We start from the raw sequence: 19299 nt of genomic DNA, 5'->3' as shown, positions 1-19299 counted from the left end.
GGGCCTCTGTGGTAGGGCCAGTTAGATTAAGGTTCCTTGCCGGCCCGGCGCAAGGTCAGGGCCAGAAGGATTCCGCCGCTGGCCGCCATGGTCAGCACCAGCGAGGCGGAGGACCAGCCCCAGGCGGACACGGCGGCGCCCACCACCACGGGGCCCAGCAACTGGCCCCAATTGCTGCCCTGCATGAACAGGCCCAGGGTCACCGGCACCAGGGTCAGGCGCGGCGCGTAGACCGAGGCCGCGCCGAGAATGCAGCCGGGCAGCAGGCCGGCGCCGGCGCTGACCATCAGGCACAGGCCATAGGCGGCGCCCGGCGGAATCCAGGGCTGGAAGATGCCCAGGCAGCCCAACGCCATGATGCCGAAGGCGGCGGCCATCACCTTGCGGCGCGGCAGGCCCAGGCGAAGGGCGGGGCCGGTGGCCACGTTGCCGATGATGTTGACGCCGGCCACCAGGGCGGCCATCAGCCCGGCGGTGCCGGGGGTGACGCCCATGCGCTCGATCAGCAGGGTGGGCAGAAACCCGGTCAGCGCCGCATAGGTGGCGGAATAGGGGATGAAGGTGGCGGCCAGCAACAGGGGGCCGGGGGCTCTCAGGGTGTCGGCCACGTCGCGCAGCACATGGCTTTCCAGGGGACTCGGCGGACGTGGCGGCCGGGGCATGCGGAAGTGCACCAGCAGGGCGTAAAGGATCAGCAGGACGGCCATGCCCAGCCACAATCCGCGCCAGCCCACCAGCGGCAAGGACGGGGCGGCGGCCATGGACACCGCCATGCCGAACGGCATGAAGGCGCCCCACAGGCCGAAAGCCATCTGGCGCTGCGTCGGCGTGGTCAGCAAGGTGATCAGCGCCGGCGCCGAGATGACCACCAGCATGTAGCCGATGCCCTCCACCACCCGGGCCGCCAGCAGACCGGAAAATCCAGGAAGCAAGCCGCCGGCCAGGCTGCCCAGGGCCAGGATGACCAGCCCCACCGGCAACAGGCGGCGTGAGCCCAGGCGGGTGACCAGGGTGCCCATGCCCGCCCCGGCGGCGGCGCCCATCAGGGCGAAGATGGAGAGAATCCAGGCGGCCAGCGACAGGTCGAGGCCAAACTCGGCCCGGATGAAGGGCAGCGCGATAGGGGCCTTGCCCACCTGGAAGGCGGCGGCGATGCCGGCACCCACCGCCATGAGGATGGCGGGCCACGACGTACGTTCGGGAGTCATCTACCTGGAATCGCCGGGCGGCAGAATCCTGGGCCAGGCCGCGCCCAGCCAGGGGGCGAGCATGGCCTGGGTCATGCTGGTCCACAATGCCCAGGGATTGGTCCAGGCCTGGGGAGACAAGCCGCCCAGCAGCAGGGCTTCGGCGGCCTGGAAGGACGGTGTGGCCGAGAGATGGATGGTCATATGCTCGGCCCCACCGCCGTCATCCTGGCGATGGACGATCTCCAGGCGAAGGTTGGGCAGATTGCCAACGATGCGGGTTTCGTCCTTCACCATGATCTCCTGTTCATGGCGCCGAGCGTCAAAGCGGACGCACGGCGCGACTTGCGGCCATTGAGGCCGCGGCCAAGCGCGCCAACGCGCGCGCCCGGCGAGGGGCAAACACCAACCGACCCATCCTGCGTCATCCTTGACGCAGGATGGGTTAGTTCTTGACGGTCTTGCGGCAGGCCGTGGCGGCCCGGCGGCAGGCTTCGGCGCATTCCTTGAGGCGCACATCCTCCTTGGACAGCTTCTCGCAGGCGCTGGCGCATTTGTCGCTGACTTCCGCCGCCACCTGACAGGTGAGGTGGTGCAGGCGGGACGAGCGCAGCATGAAGTCGGCGGCGGTCTCGTTGATGTCGGCGCAGTCGAGCAGCAGCTGGATCAGTTCCCATTCGGCGGACGGTCCGCCCTGCTGCATGCCGTGGATGACGGATTCGGTGCAGGCCCGATGCGCCAGCTCACAGGCCTCGATGGTGTCGGACAAAGGCATTTCGGTTCTCCCCCTGTTGACGTATCGCCGGGTTGGCGGGCCGGACGAATCCGGCCCTTTTCCTTGGTAGTCCCGGACCCGATATGGGTCAATCCGCGTAATCGTACTTGCCGCCCTTCCAAACATACATGACGTAGCCGGGAGCGGCGACGTCGCCCTTGGCGTCGAAGCCGATCTTGCCGATGGCGGTGTCGAACTTCTCGGCCTTGAGCACGGCGGCCACCTTCTTCCAGTCGGTGGTCTTGGCCTTTTCCGCTGCCTGGGCCCAGGCCTGAATGGTGCCGTAGGTGTACAGCGTATAGGCCTCGGGCTCGTATTTCTGGGCGCGGTAGTACTTGACCAGATCGGCGTTGGCCGGGTTCTTGCGCGGGTCGGGGCTGAAGGTCATCATGGTGCCCTCGCCGGCGGCGCCGGTGATGGCCCAATATTCCTCGGTGACCAGGGCGTCGCCGCCCATCAGGCGGGTCTGCATGCCCTGGTCGCGCAACTGCCGCACGATCAAGCCGGCCTCGGTCTTGTAGCCGCCGAAATAGAGCAGGTCGACCTTGGAGGCCTTGAGCTTGGTGACCAGGGCGGAATAGTCCTTCTCGCCGGCCGAGATGGCTTCGTAGAGGGCCGCCTTGATGCCGGCCTTGCCCAGGGCGTCGCGGGTCTGGTCGGCCAGTCCCTTGCCGTAGGCCGACTTGTCGTGGACGATGGCCACCACCTTGTCTTTCTGGTGCTTGGCGATGTAATCGGCGGCGATGACGCCCTGCTGGTCGTCGCGGCCGCAGGTGCGGAAGATATTGGGCAGGCCGCGCTCGGTGAACTTGGGGTTGGTCGAGGCCGGCGAGATCTGGAGAATGCCTGTCTCGGCATAGACTTCCGACGCGGGAATGGACGAGCCGGAGCAGAAATGCCCGGCGACGAAGGGCACCTTCTTAGCGGCCATCTCGTTGGCCACGGCCACCGCCTGCTTGGGGTCGCAGGCGTCGTCGCCCAGGGTGAGGGCCAGCTTCTGGCCCAGCACGCCGCCCTTGGCGTTGATGTCCTCGACCGCCTTCATGGCGCCGCGCTTGAACTGCTCGCCGAAGGCCGCCTCGCTGCCCGACAGCGGTCCGGCCACGCCGATGGTGATGTCGGCGCGCGCCGCTCCGGCCATCAGCAGCGCTGCCGCCAAGGTAATCCCCGTAATCCCGGTCCTGCTCATGTTCGGCTCCTCCCTGGATGCGAATTTGTGCCCGGCCAGTCTACCAGCGGATGGCGGCGGCGCCATATCCGAATGGCATGGCGTCGGCCGCCCGGATCCTCAGGCCGTGGTTCGCACCGGCAGGGAGTCCGGGCGCTTGCCGGCGCGCAGGAACTCGGTCAGTTCCTCGGCGGGCATGGGGTGGGCGAACAGGAAGCCCTGGACCATGTCGCAATCGTATTTGACCAGGTGGGCCAATTGCTCTTCCGTCTCGATGCCGGGGGCCACCACCGACAGATGGAGACCGCGGGCCACCGCCACGATGGCGGTGACGATTTCCGATTCCTCGGCGCCCGAGGCGGCATCGCGCACGAAGCCCTGGTCGATCTTCAGCGTGTTGCTGGGCAGCTTGCGCAGGAAGGCGAAGGACGAATATCCCGAGCCGAAGGCATCGATGGCCATGCGCACGCCCAGGGTCTTGAACTGGGTGAAGATGGCATCCACATCCTGACCCTTGTCGATAATGGCGCTTTCGGGCACGTCCAGTTCCAGCGCGCTGGGCGGCAGGCCGCTGCCTTCCAGGGCGGCGGCGATATCCTCGATCAGTTCCGGGGCGCGGAGCTGGCGGCTGCTGAGGTTGATGCCCACCTTGAGGCCGGTATGGCCGGCATCCAGCCAAGCCTTGGCCTGGCGGCACGCCTCGTCCAGCACGAACTTGCCCACCGGCATGATCAGTCCGGTTTCCTCGGCCAGGGGCAGGAACTGATTGGGCATGATCATGCCGAAATCGGGATGGCGCCAGCGCAGCAGAGCCTCGACCGCCACCACCGAGCCCGAGCGCGCGTCGAAGATGGGCTGGTAGTGGAGCAGGAACTCCCGGCGCTCCACGGCGTGGCGCAGGGCGCTTTCCAGGGCCAGGCGCTCGAAGGCCTGGGCGTTGATGCTCTCCGAATGGAAGCGGCAGGCGTTGCGGCCCTGGTGCTTGGCCCGGTACATGGCGGCATCGGCCAGTTTGATCAGCGTTTGGGCGTCGCCGCCATCGGAAGGGTACAAAGCCACGCCGATGGAGGACGAGATGCGGGCCTCGTGGCCCTGCAGGTCGAAGGGCTCGGCCAGCAGCGACAGAATTTTGTGGGCGACCACGGCGCCGTCGCGCGGCTCGGAAATCTCTTCCAGGATGACGGTGAACTCGTCACCGGCCAGACGTGCCACGGTATCGCCCTGGCGCACGCACGAGGTCAGGCGCTCGGCCACCTGCTGTAGCAGGATATCGCCGGCCAGATGCCCCAGTGTGTCGTTGACTTGCTTAAAGAAGTCGAGATCGATGAACAGCAGGGCGACAATGGCCTGATTGCGGTGGGCGCGGGTCAGGGCGCGGGTCAGGCGCTCCTGGAACAGGGTGCGGTTGGGCAATCGGGTCAGCGGGTCGTGGTTGGCCTGGTAGTTGAGCCGCTCCTCGTCCTGCTTGCGCGAGGTGATGTCCGAGAACACCGCCACGTAATTGGTCAGTTCGCCCCGCTCGTTGCGCACCACCGAGATGTTCAGCCACTCGGCGAACATCTCGCCGGTCTTGCGGCGGTTCCAGATCTCGCCCTGCCACTTGCCGCATTCGGCCAGGGTCTTGAAGACGGCGTCGTAGAATTCCGGCGTATGGCGGCCCGAGGCCAGGAATTTCGGCGTACGGCCGATGACCTCGTCGGCGGGATAGCCGGTCAGTTCGGTGAAGGCTGGATTGACGTGGATGATCTGGCGCTTCTCGTCGGTGACGAACAATCCTTCGCCAGTGCTTTCGAACACCGTGGCGGCCAGCCGCATGTGGTCTTCCAGGCGCTTTTTCTCGGTGACGTCCTCGACCACGGCGACGGTGAAGCGAAGCTCGTTGTCGGAGCCCTCGCGCATGGCGGTGACGGTGAGGCGCGCCCAGAGGATGTTGCCGTCGCGGCGGATATAGCGCTTGGTCAGCTCATAGCTGTCCGTCCGCCCGGCCATCATGTCGTCGCGCATCTGGGTGTGCGCGTTCATGTCCTCGGGATAGGTGATGTCGCGGTAGGTCATCTTCTGCAACTCGGCGTCGGAATAGCCGACCATGGTGCAGAATGCCGGATTGCAATGGATGTAGGCACCGGCGGCGTCCGAGAGGATGACGCCTGTGCCGGCATTGTCGAACAGCGCCCGGAAGCGGGATTCACTGGTTCTCAACGCGGCGTCGGCGGCCGAGCGGCCGATGGCGTAGCGGATGGCGCGGCGCACCAGTTCGCCGTCGCCCTGGCCCTTGACCAGGTAATCCTGGGCGCCTTGGCGCAGCGCCTCGAGGGCCAGCGCCTCGTCCGAAGTGCCGGTCAGAACCACCACCGGAATGCCGGGGTTGGCAGCGCGCAGCCGGGCCAGGCTGTCCATGCCGAAGGAATCGGGCAGCGACAGGTCGAGGAGGACCACGTCGATGGGCTGGGCCTGCAGCGCCGCCAGTCCCTCCGACAGGCGGGCGGCCTTGACCACCTTGAAGGGGCGGGCGGGGTCCTCGTGGAGGTAAAGCTCCACCAGTCGCGCATCACCGGGATTATCCTCGACCACGAGGACGGTGAGCGCCGAAGGCTGGGGCGGGGGCTCGCTCATGGCGTGCGGCTCAGCGCGGCGGCAGAGTGACCACCGAGCACCAGTATTCCTCTATGGACCTCACGACCGAGATGAAACGGTCCAGGTCCACGGGCTTGGTGATGTAGCAATTGGCGTGCAGGTCGTAGCTGCGCAGGATGTCCTGCTCCGCCTGCGAGGTGGTCAGGACCACCACGGGAATACGGCGCAGGTCCTCGTCCGCCTTCAGCTCGGCCAGCACCTGACGCCCGTCCTTGCGGGGCAGGTTGAGATCCAGAAGGATCAGGTTGGGCCGGGGCGAGCCCGCGTATTGGCCCTCCCGGCGCAGGAAGGACATGGCCTCCACCCCATCGACCACCACCTTCAGGCGACTGGTCATGCGGCCTTCCTTCAGGGCTTCCTGGGCCAAGCGGGCATCGCCCGGATTGTCCTCGACCAACAGGATTTCGAATGCTTCAGGTGCGCTACGCAGGGTCAAGACCAACTCCCCTTATCCCGTCCCACGGGCCGAGGGGAAACTATATTACGGGTTTTGCCCTATGGAAACCGGCTTGCGCGTGAATCGCATCTTTTCCTTGCGAATATTTTCCACGGGCTATGCCTGACGCCCGGTTGATAATGCCCGGACGGGTGATCACCTTGGGGGGAGTGGACCGCCGCCCCCTGGCGGACCCGTGAGCGCACAGCGGGAGGAAGCATGGGACGGACATTGGTTTTCGCGGCCCTCGGACTGATGATCGCGTCGGGTCCGGCACTGGCCGCCGAGTTGGTCATTCCGGTCAGCGCGATCGATGCCAGCGGAGTGGGCGCCATCATCGGCAGCCTCAAGGTCAAGGACGGCAAGGGCGGCATGATGGTGACGCCCAGGTTGGCGGGGCTGACGCCGGGCCCGCACGGCTTCCACATTCATGAAAACCCCAGCTGCCAGCCCAAGGAGCAGGACGGCAAGCCGGTGCCGGGCCTGTCGGCGGGCGGCCACTACGATCCCGCCAAGGCGGGCAAGCATGAAGGTCCCTGGGGCCACGGCCATCTGGGCGACCTGCCGGCCCTGGCGGTCAACGGCGACGGAACGGCCACCGATCCGGTGGTGGTGCCCAAGCTGAAGGTGGCCGATCTCAAGGGGCGCGCCGTGGTCATCCATGCCGGGGCGGACAATTATGCCGACCAGCCCAAGCCCCTGGGCGGCGGCGGCGGGCGGGTCGCCTGCGGCGTGGTGCCGGCGAAATAGGGCAGAGGCGAGTTCCGGCGGAGTTGCCGAGGGGGCGGTATCGCGCCAGTCCCCCTCGGCCCAACGCCCCGGCAACGGGGGCGTCAGATGATTTCCTCGCCCTCGTGGCAATAGGCGCGCAGGGCGGGAATGTCGGCGATGGAGACGGCATTGCCGTCGACCACCACGCCATGGCCCTTGAGGTGGGAGAAGGCGCGCGACAGGGTCTCCGGGCGCACGCCCACCCGGGCGGCGATGACGCTCTTGCTGTGGGGCAGCCGGACGATGGTCGAGCCCTCGCGCCGGGCGGTCAGGCCGATCAGGTACAGGGCCAGACGCTGGGCCGCCGACTTCAGCTTCAGGTCCTTGACCTCGCGCACCAGGGTGCGGAAGTGCCGTGACAGCGAGGTCAGCATGACATAGGCCAGGTCCGGCTTTTCCCGCACGTCGCGGCGAAAGCGCTCGCCCGGCAGCGCCAGGATGCGGGCGGGTGTCAGGGCCACGGCGCTCATCAGGAACGGCTTTTGGGTCAGCACGGCGGCCGGGATGAAGACTTCCCCCGATTTGAGGATCTCCACCATGGTCTCGCCGCCATCGGCCACGGTGCCGGTCAGGCCCACCTGACCGTCCAGCACCACGCGAAGGGCGTCGGGAGGATCTCCCTGGCGGAAGATGATGTCGTTGCGGGCGTACTTGACCACCGAGGCGTCGGTGGTGATTTCGGCCAGCACGGTCGGGCCGAGATCGCTGAACAGGGGCAGGCGAGCTACCGCCGCCAGATCCTCCGGCCGCAGATTGTGCCCGTCAGTGCCCCCCTGTCCCCGCGACTGCGCGTTCATGTTCATTCCGGCAAGTTTCCACCGATTGTTTCCCACAATGCGAAACAACAAGGGGCGGACACATGACCTCGGTCAATTCAACCGCGGAACCTACGAATTATTTGTTGCCGGCCATAGCCAGGCGGCACCGCGCACGCCCGACGAATCCCCGTGGCGCGGCGGTCTCAGCAAGGTATCCACGTGATCGGAAAAGACGAAGCCCTCCCACAGGGCCGGAACATTGCGGTAAAGGCGGTCCAGCTTGGACAGGCCGCCACCCAGGACGATGACGTGGGGATCGATCACGTTGATGACCGCCGCCAGGGCGCGGGCCAGTCGCCGCTCGTAGCGGGCCAACGCCGCCCCGGCCGCCGCATCGTCGGAAGTCGCCAGTTGCTCGGCGCTCAGTCCGCCGCCATGGTCGCGGGCCAGGCCCGGTCCCGACAGAAAGGTCTCGATGCAGCCCGAACGGCCGCAATAGCAGGCCGGGCCGGGGCGCTCGGCATCCTCGGGCCAGGGCAGGGGATTGTGCCCCCATTCCCCGGCGATGGCGTTGGGACCGCTCAGCAGGCGGCCATGGGCGACGATGCCGCCGCCCACTCCGGTGCCGAGAATGACCCCGAACACGGTGTCGAAGCCGGCGCCGGCGCCATCGGTGGCCTCGGACAGGGCGAAGCAATCGGCATCGTTGGCCAGCCGCACCGGACGGCCCAGGGCGGTTTCCAGGTCGCGGTCCAGGGGCTTGCCGATCAGCCAGGTGGAGTTGGCGTTCTTGATCAGGCCGGTGCGCGGGCTGATGGTGCCGGGAATGCCGATGCCCACGCTGGCCGCGGCCCCCAGGCGGGATTCCAGCCCCTCCACCAGCCCCTTGATGGTGGCGATGGTGCCGTCGTAGCTGCCGCGCGCGGTGGCGACCCTTTGGCGCGCCAGTTCCCGCCCCGAAAGGTCCAGGGCGATGGCCTCGGTCTTGGTGCCGCCGAGATCGATGCCGATGCGAAGAGTCACGGCAGGCCGTCGGGGCGCCAGGGGACCAGGGCCCACATCACGGCGAAGCCCACCACATAGGCCAGGGTGACGTGCCAGCCCTGCTTCAGCCAGTTCCCCACCGACTTGGCTTCCGGGTACATGTTGGACAGCGCCACCCCCGCCGACGAGCCGAACCAGATCATGGAGCCGCCGAAGCCCACGGCATAGGCCAGGTAGCCCCAGTCATAGCCACCCTGCTTGATGGCCAGGGCGGTCAGCGGGATGTTGTCGAACACGGCGGAGACGAAGCCCAATTGCAGCGCGGTGAAGGCCGAGGCGGCGGGCAGTTGCTCCACCGGCATCATGGAGGCGCACAGCACCAGCGACAGCAGGAACACCGAGCCCTTGGCGGTCTCGGGCATGATCTCCCAGTCGGGGCGGCGCACGCTCATGGTCGCCACCACGGCGATCCACACCGCGCCGCCGATGAAGGGGAACTTATCCGCCATCTGCGGCGCCGACAGGTTGACCACCACATTGGTGAGCATGGCCGAGATCAGGATCACCGCCACGATGCCGACCCGCCCCCAATCCACATGGGTGTGGGCGTGGGTGGTCTTGAGGATGGGGGAATAGGCGTGCTGCTGCTTGGCGGCGATCACCCCCGTGATCACCAGGGCCACGCCGGCCGCCGTATAGGCCTCGAACACCTGGCCCGGAGGTACGCCGGCGATCCACAGCATGGTGGTGGTGGTGTCGCCCACCACCGAGCCCGAGCCGCCGGCATTGGAGGCGGCGACGATGGCGGCCAGGAAGCCCACATGCACCTTGGCGCGGAACAACTGGTGGGCCATGGCGCCGCCGATCAGGGCGGCGGCGATGTTGTCGAGGAAGCTGGAGATGACGAACACCATCACCAGCATGACGAAGCCGCCCTTCCAGTCGTCGGGCAGGTATTTCGGCAGCACCACGGGGATGTGGCTCTTCTCGAAATGGCGCGACAGCAGGGCGAAGCCCATCAGCAGGCAGAACAGGTTGGCGACGGTCACCCATTCGTGACCCAGATGGGCGGCGAACCCGGCCAGCCCCGCTCCGGTCTTGAAGCCGGTCACGGCGATCTTGTAGAGCGAGATGGTTCCCAGCCCGGCCAGTCCCACGTACAGCGTGTGATTGTGCAGCAGCGCCACGCCCAGCAGCGTCGCCGCGAACAGCACGAATTCGAGCGGAATGCCGAAGATCGTCATGGAGCCACCATCCCTGTTGCCTCGCCGGATTACAGCCCCGGTCTGCCATGACCATAGCGTCAGACCGGGGCAAAATCGATATATGGATGGGCCGGTCATCCCGACGACCATCAGGAGGAGGGATCTCATCCTGGCAAGACTTTTCAGTGCTGGAATCGTGACACCAAGCGGAGATCCCTCGGCCTGCGCCTCGGGATGACAGTTCAGGCTTCGATGCGGACGGCCACCTGCTTGCAGGCGGGATTGACGGCGATCACCTGGAATGACGTCCCGTGGGCGGCGGCGAATTCGGCGAAGGCGCGGTATTCGTCGTCCATCCAGGTGCGGTTGCCGATGAACTCGTCGAACACCAGCACGGTGCCGGGGCCGATCCGCCCAGCCAGCCCGAACAGCACGGTACGGGCCGAGGAATAGATGTCGCTGTCGATATTGGCGAAGCGCACCGGCCCGGAATGGGTCTCCAGGAAGGCCGGAAGGGTGTCTTCGAACCAGCCGGGATGCAGTCGGGCATTGTTTCCGACTTCGGGCAGGGCGCCGCCGGTGGTCAGCACGCCGGCATGGGTGGCGCCCCAGCCCTCGGGCAGGCCCTCGAACGAGTCGAAGCCGTGCACCTCCTGCCCCGCATGGGCGGCCAGCACCGCCAGCGAAGCGCCGCGCCGCACCCCGAATTCCAGCACCAGACCGGGCTGCCGGCGCCTGCTCCAGCGCCCAGGCCAGCAGGGACGCGGTCATGCCGAACAGCCGCCATCCCGGGGCCAGATGGGGCACCAGGGCGGCGGCGGACTTCACCACATGGCCGTGCTTGGGGCCGAACAGGCGGGCCGGGCGCCCGGCCAGCACGTCATAGGCCGCCGCCAGGGCCTCGTAGCGGCCGTTGGCCTTGGGGCAGGCGGCGGCGCGCTCCAGGCGGCGCTCGGCCTCTTCCCAGCCCAGAAGGTCCTGGGCCGGGCCATGGCTGCCATACCAGGCGGCGGCCAGATCCGGAGCGCGGGCGATCAGCCCGTCCCAGCATTTCAAGGCCTGCTCCGCATTGCCTGGCCGTTCAGGCTCATGGCCCTTTCGAACAGCATCTGGTCGGACGGGGCCTGGGCCGCCCCGACCAGCCCGACGCAATCGCCGAAGCGCGCATCGCGGCGATAGGCTCCGGCCAGCGCCTCGTCCCGGGCGGGCGAGGCGGGCAATCCCTCGAACAGGGTGATGGCGGTGCCGGGATCATTGGCCAGCAGATGGGCCTTGCCCAGTTGCAGGACCAGCCCGGTGTCGTCCGGTGATTGCGCCACGGCGCGCGCGAGGTGGAGCAGGGCCGCCTTGGCCTCCTTGCGCCCCAGCCGGGCCGCCCCCAAAAGGGCATCGAGGCCGGGCGTGCCCTCGGGGATCGGGAGCAGACGCTTCAGCGCCGCGTCGAACCGCCCGGCGGCCACCAGCGCGGCGGCTTCGGCCAGTTCGCTCATGGGGTCGTGTCCTCCAGCCGCACGAAGCGGCGATAAAGCCAGCCGATCCCCATCAGCGCCGCGCCCAGGCCCAGGAAGGACAGGGCGCGCCACAGGCCGGAGGTCCGGGACAGGTCGACCAGGAACACCTTGACCACCACCAGCATCACCACCGCCAATCCGGTGTGGCGCAAGATGGCCGAGCCGAAGCGGATTCCGCCGCTCAGCACCGCCACGCCGCCCAGCAGGGCGACGACGGAATAAGCCCACATCTCGGCCTGCCCCACCGCGCCAAGGCGGAGATTGGCTCCGGCGAAGGCGTGGCGGGTCTCCAGCATGGCCCACAGGAAGCCCAGGGCCAGGGCCAGGGCGACGCAGGCCGGCTTGTCCCAGGGCGGCGAGCGGGGCGCCAGCCGGGCCAGCAGGCCGTAAAGCGCCGCCGGGGCGGCGAAGGCCAGCAGCAGCGGATCGAGAATCAGCCGCTCTCCCACCGACGCGCCGGTCAGCAGCGGGTTCTGCATCAGGGATTGGAGCAGCACCACCTGTACCGTGGCCAGAACCGCCAGCACCTGGGCGCCCCGCAGGGGAACCAGCCGTCCGCCGCGCCGGTGGATCGCCAGCAGCACCGCCGCTCCGCTCAGCCAGGCGATGGAGTGCAGCGATTGCTCGGTCAGGGAATAGCCCGCGCCCGGCCCGAATCCGCCGGCCATCAGATGGCGGATTTCCAGGCTGACCAGCAGGACGGCGAAGGCGATGGCCCCGGCTTCCAGCACCTGGACCAGCACGTCGTCGGCCGACGAGCGGAACAGCCGCGCGGCGGCCAGGAAGGCGGCCAGCGGAATGCCGTAGCCGTACAGCAGCCAGTTGAAGGCCGAGGGCCCGGCGATGTGGTAATCCAGGACATAGGGGTTGAGCCCCAGGCGGACCAGGATGACGCAGGCCAGGACCAGGGCGACCTTGCGCAGATCGGCGATCCGCAATCTGGACTCGATCCAGGCGGTTCCCGCCACCAGCAGGGACAGGGTGACGGTCAGCCAGGCCTCCTCGAAGGCGATGGTCGCCGCCAGGGCCATGGCGCCCACCACGCCGACGGCGTAGGCGCCCAGGGCACCGTCCATGCCGTCCTCGCCGCGCCGCCGGCTGATCCGCTCGGCGGCCAGCAGGAAGGCCAGACCCAAGGCCAGGGCGCCACCCGTCCACAGCCAGCCCCCGGCCGTCGAATGCAGGCGCCAGTAGGTGGCGGCCAGGATGGCCAGCGGGGCTCCGACCGAGACCGCCGCCCAGCGGGGCGGCCTTTGAGCGCGCTCCGCCGCCGCGAAGCCCGCCGCCCCGAACAGGGCGGCCGACAGGGCCGCGACCCAGGCGAAGCGTTCCGCCTCGTGGGGCAGGGGGCGGCCGAGAATGTCGGTGAACTGGCCGATCTCGGGCAGACCGGCGTCCCAGGAGGCCAGCACCGCCACGGCCAGGACGGCGGCCAAATAGGGCAGCCGGTCGAACTCCTGGTCGCGCCAGGCGAAGGCCAGATAGCCGAGCTCCAGGGCGAACAGCAGGGCCAGGGAGGCGGACGAGAAATCGGCCACGGATGTCACCGCCAGCGCCGTCGCGGCGATGACGCCCCCCGCCACCAGGATCACTTGGCGGACCATGGGGGCCTCGGCGCGTTGCGCGAAGGCCGGGACGGCCGGAATCCCCAGGCGGAAGGCGGCGAACAGCGCCGCCAGGGCGGCGAGGAAGACTCCCAGGACCAACTCGTCGCCAAGACGGTAGGCGGTGATCAGCCAGAGCAGGACCCAGCCGGCGGTACCGCCCAGGGTCATCCAGGCCAGCCACCACCATTGCCGCCAGCGCAGCAGGGCCAGGGTGCCCGCCGCCAGGGCCAGCAGATAGGCGAACAGCCCCAGGGCATTGGGCTCCGAGGTGCGCACCAGCAGCGGCACGGCGAAGCCGCCGGCCAGCCCCAGCATGGCCACGAAGGGGCCGTGGGCCAGCGACAGCAGCACGGTGGCCGCCGCCACCAGGCCCAAGCCGGCGAAGGCCAGCATGGGATCGAGGAAGTGGTAAAGGGCATAAGCGGCGAACAGGCTGGCGAACACCATGGAGGCGCCGGCCCCCACCAGGACGGAGGGCAGATGCCAGGTCCGGTCGGCGATTCGGGTGCGGGCCAGGACATGGCCGAGCACCATGGTCGCCAGTCCCGTCAGTCCCCCCAGGGAAACGCGCACCGCCGGTCCCAGCAGGCCCTGCTCCACCGAGAACTTGACCAGGAAGGCGCCGCCCAGCGCCAGGGTGATGCCGCCCAGCCACACCAGCCAGCGCTCGGTCAGGGCCTTTTCGGTCCCCATGGGCTTCGCCGGCTTGGGGCGCGGAACATCCACGGCGATGGGGAGGAGCGGGGCCGCGACCACCACCGTCACCGGCTCTGGTGGTGGCGCCTCCGCCGGGGGGGCTTCCGGCGGCCGCTGCAGTTCGGCCAGCCGCGCCTCGACCTCGGCCAGACGGCCTTTGACCCCCTTGAGTTCGCGTTCGAGCCGCAGCGCCAGGGAGCGGGCGGACAGCGCCGCCACGGGCAGGCCGACCACGAATCCGAGGACCAGAAGCCCTCCAATCAATGTCAGGATGAACATGTTCCGGCCCCCCACTCTTCGACCGGAAGATTACGCGGCCTTGGGCGTCGGGGCCAGTCCCCGGTTGTCAGGCCTCCCGCACCCAGGCCTGAAGCTCGCCCGATTGCGGAACCATCATCACCCATTGCGCCGTCTCGTGGTTCCAGACCGGCGGACGGGCGAAGGCGCGGCGAAGGGCGGCGGCAAGGTCCGGCGCGGCGGAACCGGCGAAGGCCTCGTCCAAAGCCTGTTCCAGCACGGCCTGCCGGGCCACCGAGGTCTCCAGGATGGTCAGCCCGTCCCAGGCGGCGGCATCCGGGGCACTCAGAACCTGGGGCTTGTTGTGGCGGGCGAAGGGACCCGCGTCGTCGAAGTGGTTGGTCTGAATCAGGTAGGGGTGCTCTCCCATGGGGCGGAGATTACAGGCGGTCTGCTGGTCTCTGGCCGAGCCGAGCTCGAAGACGCAGGCCTCTCCCTTCGCGACGCCGCACAGGCTGATGAACACCGGCGCGCCGGGGCGCCAGGCCTCGATCAGGCGGAAGGCGTCGTGGTAGCTGGCGGTGGGCGATGCCATCAGCTGGCGGACCAGGAAGGTGGGGTCGGCATTGAGCGAAAACGAGGTTCCGCTCCACGGCGCGAAGTTGATGGCCACGGAAAAGCCCGGCTTCACCGCCGTCAGCAGCCCGGACATCCCCAGGATGCCGGCCGCCGAGAAGGCCTTGGTCCCGTCGGCCCTGGTGCCCTGGTAGATGCGGGTGGCCTTGGCGATGGCTGCGGCCGACGGCCAGTCCAGGCTGCGGAAGTGGACCATGCGCCCCAGGGATTCGTCCCAGGCCATCACCGAGGAACAGCCGGCATGGGCCAGGGTGTACAGCCGCTGCAGCCCCGCCATGTCGGATTTGGCCACCAGCTCCGGTCCCAGGAGTCCCGCGAAATAGTCGCTTTCGTCCATGTAGAGGCCGAAGGGCCTGTAGATGGCGTGATAGGCGACTTTGGTGGCCAGGCTCCAGCCCAGGGACCACGACGGCTTGCGGCGGACGTCGGCCATGATGGCCGCGACCAGTCCCCGCATGGCCTCGGCATCGTCGGGCTGGGCGATCTCGGCCCAGATCCCGGCGGGGTCGGCGGCGTCGATATGGATGCCGCGGACCAGATCGAGCGGGACCTGCCCGGCGGCGGCGGGCATGGCGGCCAGGGCTTTGGTCGCCGGCAGGGCGCCGAGCATTCCCAGCAGGGCGCGCCGGCTCAGCCTAAACATGGCCGCCCCCTTCCACCAACGCTTTGACCGCCACGTAATCGGTCTTGCCGGTGCCCAGGACCGGGACCTTGTCGACCACCTTCAGGTTGCGCGGCACCAGCAGCTCGCCCAGTCCCTGGGCGCGGAAGTGTTCCAGGATGGCCGGGCGGGCGGCGTCGGCGCGGTCGGTGACCAGGACCAGCTGCTCGCCCTTCTTCTCGTCGGGAATGGCGATCACCGCGTGCTGGTTGCCCGGCCACAGGGCGGCGACGGCATTCTCCACGCTGCCCAGCGAGACCATCTCGCCGGCGATCTTGGCGAAGCGCTTGGCGCGGCCGACGATGCGCACATAGCCCAGATCGTCGATGGTGACGATGTCGCCGGTGTCGTACCAGCCGTCCTCGGGCGGCTGCAGCACGCCGGGCTTGTCGACCTTCATGTAGCCCAGCATGACGTTGGGGCCTTTGACCGACAGCCGCGCGCCCTCGTCGATGCCGGGAACCGGCTCCAGCCGCGATTCGATGCCGGGCAGCAGGCGGCCGACGGTGCCCGCCTTGCAATGCATGGGGGTGTTGACCGCCAGCACCGGCGCGGTCTCGGTGGCGCCATAGCCTTCCAGGATGCGGATGCCGAATTTTTCCATCCACACGCGGCGCGTCTCGTCCTTGACCTTCTCGGCCCCGGCGAAGACATAGCGCACCGAGTAGAAGTCATAGGGCGCCGCTACCCGGGCATAGCCGGTGAGGAAGGTGTCGGTGCCGAAGACGATGGTGGCGTTGGTGTCGTAGACCATCTCGGGCACGATGCGGTAATGCAGCGGGCTGGGGTAGAGGAATACCTTCAGCCCCGCCAGCACCGGCAGCAGCAGCCCGCCGGTCAGGCCGAAGGAATGGAACACCGGCAAGGCGTTGAACACCATGTCCTGGGGGGTGAAGGCCACCCGGGCGGCCAACTGGTTGCAATTGGCCAGGATGTTGGCGTGGCTGAGCACCACGCCCTTGGGGGTGCCTTCCGAGCCCGAGGTGAACAGAACCACAGCCGGGTCCTCGGGCTGGCGCTCCACCGGGCGCTTGGCGAAGGCGGCGAACAGGCCGTAGAGCTTGCTCACCCGTGGGGCCACGTCCTCCAGATGGATCAGGCGGACCTTGGCGGCCAGGGCCTCGTCCAGGGCGGACAGGCGGGCCTGCTCGATGAAGCGCCGCGAGGTGATCACCGTCCTGATCCCCGCCGCCTCGCAGGCGGCCAGCACATTGCCGGTGCCGGTGGAGAAGTTCAGCATGGCCGGAACCCGACCCCAGGCCTGCAGCGCGAAGAAGCTGACGGCGGCGGCGTTGGTGTTGGGCAGCATCAGGCCCACCACCTCGCCCAACTCGGTCCCGCCGATCAGTTCGCGCCCCAGGGCGAAGCTGCCGGCAATGGTGCGGGTGTAGCTGAGCGGCTTGCGGTTGATGTCCTCCAGCGCCAGGGCCGAGCCGCCATGGCGGCGCCTTGCCTCCAGCAGCGCCTGGAACAGGGTGCGCTGGCGCGGCGTGGTCTCGAACATCATGCCCGACATCACGTCATAGAGGGCGGCGCTGATGCGGCTGCGCCGGGCGCGGCCCTTGATCTCGGCCGGGACCTCGAAGCGGCGTGGCGGCAGGATGGTGATGGTGATGCGGGGGAAGAGCTTGCGCCGCACCTTGCCCTTGAGGCGCGAGAACGGCGTGTACTGGGCGCCCTCGATGCGCACCGGCACCACCGGGGCGTCGGCCTTGTCGGCGATCATGCCGGGGCCTTCGTAGATCTTCATCAGGGCGCCGGTGACGGTGATGCGGCCTTCGGGGAAGATCACCAGGGTGCGGCCCGACTGCACTGCGTGGATCAGCCCCTTGGTGGACATGGGGTTGGTGGGGTCCATGGGGAAGGCGTCGATCACCGACAGATAGGGCTTCACCCACCAGGCCTTGGCCACATAGGTGTTGATGGCGAAGGTGGGCCGTCCGGGCAGGAAGGCGGCCATCAGCACCGCGTCCAGGAACGAGACGTGGTTGACCACGATCACCGCCTTGTCGCCCAGCCCGGCCAGATTCTCCAGCCCCTGGATGCGCACCCCGTAGGCGCGGCGCAGCACCCAGGCGAACACGCCCTTCAGCACCGCCTCTGGCAGCAGGCCGCAGATGTAGACGGCCACCACCAGATTGGCCACGGCCTGGACCAGGAACACCTGGGGCACCGAGAAGCCCAGGGCCAGCATGCCCGCCCCGGCCACCGCCGAGAGCACCATGAAGGCGGCGTTCATCACGTTATTGGCGGCCACGGCGCGAGCCCGGCTGTCGGCATCGCTGCGGGTCTGCAGGATGGTGTAGAGCGGTACGATATAGACGCCGCCGCACACGGCGATGGCCAGCAGGTCGCCCAGCACCCGCCAGCTTCCGGGATGGGTCAGGAACTCGGCGATGGTGGCCAGTTGGCCCGCCGCCGCCGGCACCGCGCTGGCGAAGTAGAGGTCGAAGGAGAACAGGGTCATGCCCAGCGCCGCGAAGGGCACGTGGCGGGCGGAAATCTCGCCGTTCAGCAGGCGGCCGCACCACACCGAGCCGATGCCGATGCCCACCGAGAACACGGTGAGCAGCAGGGTCACCACATGCTGGTCGGCCACCAGCACGTCCTTGGCGAAGGCGGGGAACTGGGCCAGGAAGGTGGCGCCCATCAGCCAGAACCAGGAAATGCCCAGCACCGACAAGAACAGGTCGCGCCGCCCCTTGATCAGCCCCAGCACCGCCCAGGTCTCGGCGATGATATTGGCGGACACCCGTACGCCGGGATTGCCCGCCCGCGCCTTGGGCAGCATCAGGCTGGCGGCGAAACCGCCCACGGCCAGGATCAGCATCAGTCCCGAGACCAGGGCCACGCCATTCTCGGTCAGGATCAGCAGCCCGCCCGCCACGGTGCCCAGCAGGATGGCGATGAAGGTGCCGCCCTCGATCAGGGCGTTGCCGCCCACCAGTTCGTGCTCGGCCAGATGCTCGGGCAGCACGGCGTATTTCAGCGGGCCGAAGAAGGTGGCCTGGATTCCGAAGCCGAACAGCACCACCAGCATGGCCGGGACGCTGGATGCCACCAGCGCCCACAGGCCGAGCGCCGCCACCCCTACCTCGGCCAGCTTCACCAGCTTGATCAGGCCGCTTTTCTCGAAGCGGTCGGACAATTGCCCGGCGGTGGCCGAGAGCAGGAAGAAGGGCAGGATGAACAGCCCCGCCGCCACCGTCACCAGGATCTGCGGTGCCAGGGCCATGCCTTCGCCCAGCCGGTAGACGATCAGGATCACCAGGGCATTCTTGAAGACGTTGTCGTTGGCCGCCCCCAGGAACTGGGCCACGAACAGCGGCAGGAAACGGCGACAACGCAGCAGGTGAAAGGAACCGTCATGCATGATCGGCACTCCCGAGCGCCGCGAGGGCCGCGGCGGTGATGGCAGGGGCATATTGGGAAAACGGCGCGTCCAGGCGTCCGTAGACCAGGGCGAAGGCCGGCTGCAGCACCAGGCCCAGGACCAGGGAGGCGGCCAGGCCGGGCGGGCGGGAAGGGATCTCTCCCGCCTGCTCGGCCTGGGCCAGCAGGCGATGGACGATTTCCACCGGATTGTCGTCGTCATTGGCCACGCGGGGCAGGGTCTGATGCTGGACCAGCATCAGGAAGCGAAACAGCACCGGCTCGGCATCGAAGAAGCGGCAGAACTCGGCGATGATGGCCTCTAGCCGGGCGGCAAAGCCCTCCCGGTCCGACTGGGCCGCCGTCAGCCGGTGGGCGAAGGCGGTGTAGTTGCTGGAAAACAGCTCCCAGATCAGATCGTTCATGGAGGCGTAATGGCGGTACAGCGTGCCCTCGGCGATGCCGGCCGCCTTGGCCAGATCGCGCACCGTGGTCTGGGGCACGCCCTTGTCGACGAACAGTCGCAAGGCCGTCTCGTGGATCTTCTGTTTCGTCCCGGCTCCGTCCCGCATGGTCAGCGCCTCTAGTGAGTGAACATTTACTCACATTAGGCCGGTGCCTCGGATCTGTCAACGGGCGGCATCGGCTTTCCGTTGACTTG

At 68.3% G+C, this 19299-nt stretch carries 16 protein-coding genes; 1 reads left to right on the top strand and 15 read right to left on the bottom strand.

Features of this window, described 5'->3' with window-relative positions; genetic code table 11:
- Positions 1-26: 26 nt before the first annotated feature.
- From AMB_RS15025 to AMB_RS15000, 6 genes are all read right to left on the bottom strand, one after another.
- Positions 27-1208, bottom strand: a complete 1182-nt coding sequence (locus AMB_RS15025) for an MFS transporter (protein WP_011385360.1) — start codon at positions 1206-1208, stop codon at positions 27-29.
- Positions 1209-1484 (bottom strand): hypothetical protein, encoded by a 276-nt coding sequence (locus AMB_RS15020; protein WP_043744695.1) that lies wholly within the window; start codon positions 1482-1484, stop codon positions 1209-1211.
- 148 nt (positions 1485-1632) lie between these two features.
- On the bottom strand, positions 1633-1962 hold the full coding sequence (locus tag AMB_RS15015; protein WP_043744693.1) for a four-helix bundle copper-binding protein: 330 nt from the start codon (positions 1960-1962) through the stop codon (positions 1633-1635).
- An 88-nt stretch (positions 1963-2050) separates the two neighbouring features.
- Entirely contained in the window at positions 2051-3151 is a 1101-nt protein-coding gene (locus AMB_RS15010) for a branched-chain amino acid ABC transporter substrate-binding protein (protein ID WP_011385357.1), read from the bottom strand.
- A 99-nt stretch (positions 3152-3250) separates the two neighbouring features.
- Entirely contained in the window at positions 3251-5743 is a 2493-nt protein-coding gene (locus AMB_RS15005) for an EAL domain-containing protein (RefSeq protein WP_011385356.1), read from the bottom strand.
- Positions 5744-5753: 10 nt separating this feature from the next.
- Positions 5754-6200 (bottom strand): response regulator, encoded by a 447-nt coding sequence (locus tag AMB_RS15000; RefSeq protein WP_008617824.1) that lies wholly within the window; start codon positions 6198-6200, stop codon positions 5754-5756.
- A 219-nt stretch (positions 6201-6419) separates the two neighbouring features.
- Between AMB_RS15000 and sodC the strand changes: the two genes are divergently transcribed.
- Complete coding sequence (sodC, locus tag AMB_RS14995) at positions 6420-6950, top strand: superoxide dismutase family protein (protein ID WP_011385355.1); 531 nt, start codon at positions 6420-6422, stop codon at positions 6948-6950.
- Positions 6951-7033: 83 nt separating this feature from the next.
- Here the strand turns inward: sodC and AMB_RS14990 are convergent, their stop codons facing one another.
- The 9 genes from AMB_RS14990 to AMB_RS14950 all read right to left on the bottom strand — a co-directional run bounded on the left by AMB_RS14990 (position 7034) and on the right by AMB_RS14950 (position 19210).
- A complete protein-coding gene (locus AMB_RS14990) occupies positions 7034-7774 on the bottom strand; it encodes a cyclic nucleotide-binding domain-containing protein (RefSeq protein ID WP_011385354.1) in 741 nt (246 codons plus the stop codon).
- Between the two features lie 84 nt (positions 7775-7858).
- Positions 7859-8752 (bottom strand): ROK family protein, encoded by an 894-nt coding sequence (locus AMB_RS14985; RefSeq protein WP_043744689.1) that lies wholly within the window; start codon positions 8750-8752, stop codon positions 7859-7861.
- Positions 8749-9957: a citrate transporter gene (locus AMB_RS14980; protein WP_043744687.1), complete on the bottom strand. Its 1209-nt coding sequence runs from the start codon at positions 9955-9957 to the stop codon at positions 8749-8751. The genes AMB_RS14985 and AMB_RS14980 overlap by 4 nt, the downstream gene beginning before the upstream one ends.
- Before the next feature lie 203 nt (positions 9958-10160).
- Positions 10161-10634 (bottom strand): class I SAM-dependent methyltransferase, encoded by a 474-nt coding sequence (locus AMB_RS26485; protein ID WP_050750727.1) that lies wholly within the window; start codon positions 10632-10634, stop codon positions 10161-10163.
- Positions 10635-10970: 336 nt separating this feature from the next.
- On the bottom strand, positions 10971-11408 hold the full coding sequence (locus AMB_RS26480; RefSeq protein WP_011385352.1) for a tetratricopeptide repeat protein: 438 nt from the start codon (positions 11406-11408) through the stop codon (positions 10971-10973).
- A complete protein-coding gene (locus AMB_RS14965) occupies positions 11405-14011 on the bottom strand; it encodes a DUF2339 domain-containing protein (RefSeq protein ID WP_011385351.1) in 2607 nt (868 codons plus the stop codon). Before AMB_RS14965 ends, AMB_RS26480 begins: the two co-directional genes overlap by 4 nt.
- Before the next feature lie 67 nt (positions 14012-14078).
- Entirely contained in the window at positions 14079-15248 is a 1170-nt protein-coding gene (locus AMB_RS14960; protein ID WP_011385350.1) for a hypothetical protein, read from the bottom strand.
- Positions 15241-18639 carry an acyl-[ACP]--phospholipid O-acyltransferase gene (locus AMB_RS14955; protein ID WP_011385349.1) on the bottom strand — a complete coding sequence of 1133 codons (3399 nt, stop codon included), beginning with the start codon at positions 18637-18639 and terminating at the stop codon, positions 15241-15243. Before AMB_RS14955 ends, AMB_RS14960 begins: the two co-directional genes overlap by 8 nt.
- The gene (locus tag AMB_RS14950; protein WP_011385348.1) at positions 18632-19210 is read right to left on the bottom strand and encodes a TetR/AcrR family transcriptional regulator; all 579 of its coding nucleotides are present in this window, start codon (positions 19208-19210) and stop codon (positions 18632-18634) included. The genes AMB_RS14955 and AMB_RS14950 overlap by 8 nt, the downstream gene beginning before the upstream one ends.
- Between the last annotated feature and the right edge of the window lie 89 nt (positions 19211-19299).

This window comes from Paramagnetospirillum magneticum AMB-1, assembly GCF_000009985.1.
Lineage (GTDB): Bacteria > Pseudomonadota > Alphaproteobacteria > Rhodospirillales > Magnetospirillaceae > Phaeospirillum > Phaeospirillum magneticum.
Note: the sequence above shows the minus strand (reverse complement) of the source record. Positions and strands in the feature narration are given on the sequence as shown.

Coding starts and splice junctions, on each gene's coding strand:
- AMB_RS15020 (WP_043744695.1), bottom strand. CDS start 1,484: ATGGTGAAGGACGAAACCCGCATCGTTGGCAATCTGCCCAACCTTCGC.
- AMB_RS14990 (WP_011385354.1), bottom strand. CDS start 7,774: ATGAACATGAACGCGCAGTCGCGGGGACAGGGGGGCACTGACGGGCAC.
- AMB_RS15005 (WP_011385356.1), bottom strand. CDS start 5,743: ATGAGCGAGCCCCCGCCCCAGCCTTCGGCGCTCACCGTCCTCGTGGTC.
- AMB_RS14960 (WP_011385350.1), bottom strand. CDS start 15,248: ATGTTTAGGCTGAGCCGGCGCGCCCTGCTGGGAATGCTCGGCGCCCTG.
- sodC (WP_011385355.1), top strand. CDS start 6,420: ATGGGACGGACATTGGTTTTCGCGGCCCTCGGACTGATGATCGCGTCG.
- AMB_RS15025 (WP_011385360.1), bottom strand. CDS start 1,208: ATGACTCCCGAACGTACGTCGTGGCCCGCCATCCTCATGGCGGTGGGT.
- AMB_RS14965 (WP_011385351.1), bottom strand. CDS start 14,011: ATGTTCATCCTGACATTGATTGGAGGGCTTCTGGTCCTCGGATTCGTG.
- AMB_RS15010 (WP_011385357.1), bottom strand. CDS start 3,151: ATGAGCAGGACCGGGATTACGGGGATTACCTTGGCGGCAGCGCTGCTG.
- AMB_RS14950 (WP_011385348.1), bottom strand. CDS start 19,210: ATGCGGGACGGAGCCGGGACGAAACAGAAGATCCACGAGACGGCCTTG.
- AMB_RS26480 (WP_011385352.1), bottom strand. CDS start 11,408: ATGAGCGAACTGGCCGAAGCCGCCGCGCTGGTGGCCGCCGGGCGGTTC.
- AMB_RS15015 (WP_043744693.1), bottom strand. CDS start 1,962: ATGCCTTTGTCCGACACCATCGAGGCCTGTGAGCTGGCGCATCGGGCC.
- AMB_RS14955 (WP_011385349.1), bottom strand. CDS start 18,639: ATGCATGACGGTTCCTTTCACCTGCTGCGTTGTCGCCGTTTCCTGCCG.
- AMB_RS14980 (WP_043744687.1), bottom strand. CDS start 9,957: ATGACGATCTTCGGCATTCCGCTCGAATTCGTGCTGTTCGCGGCGACG.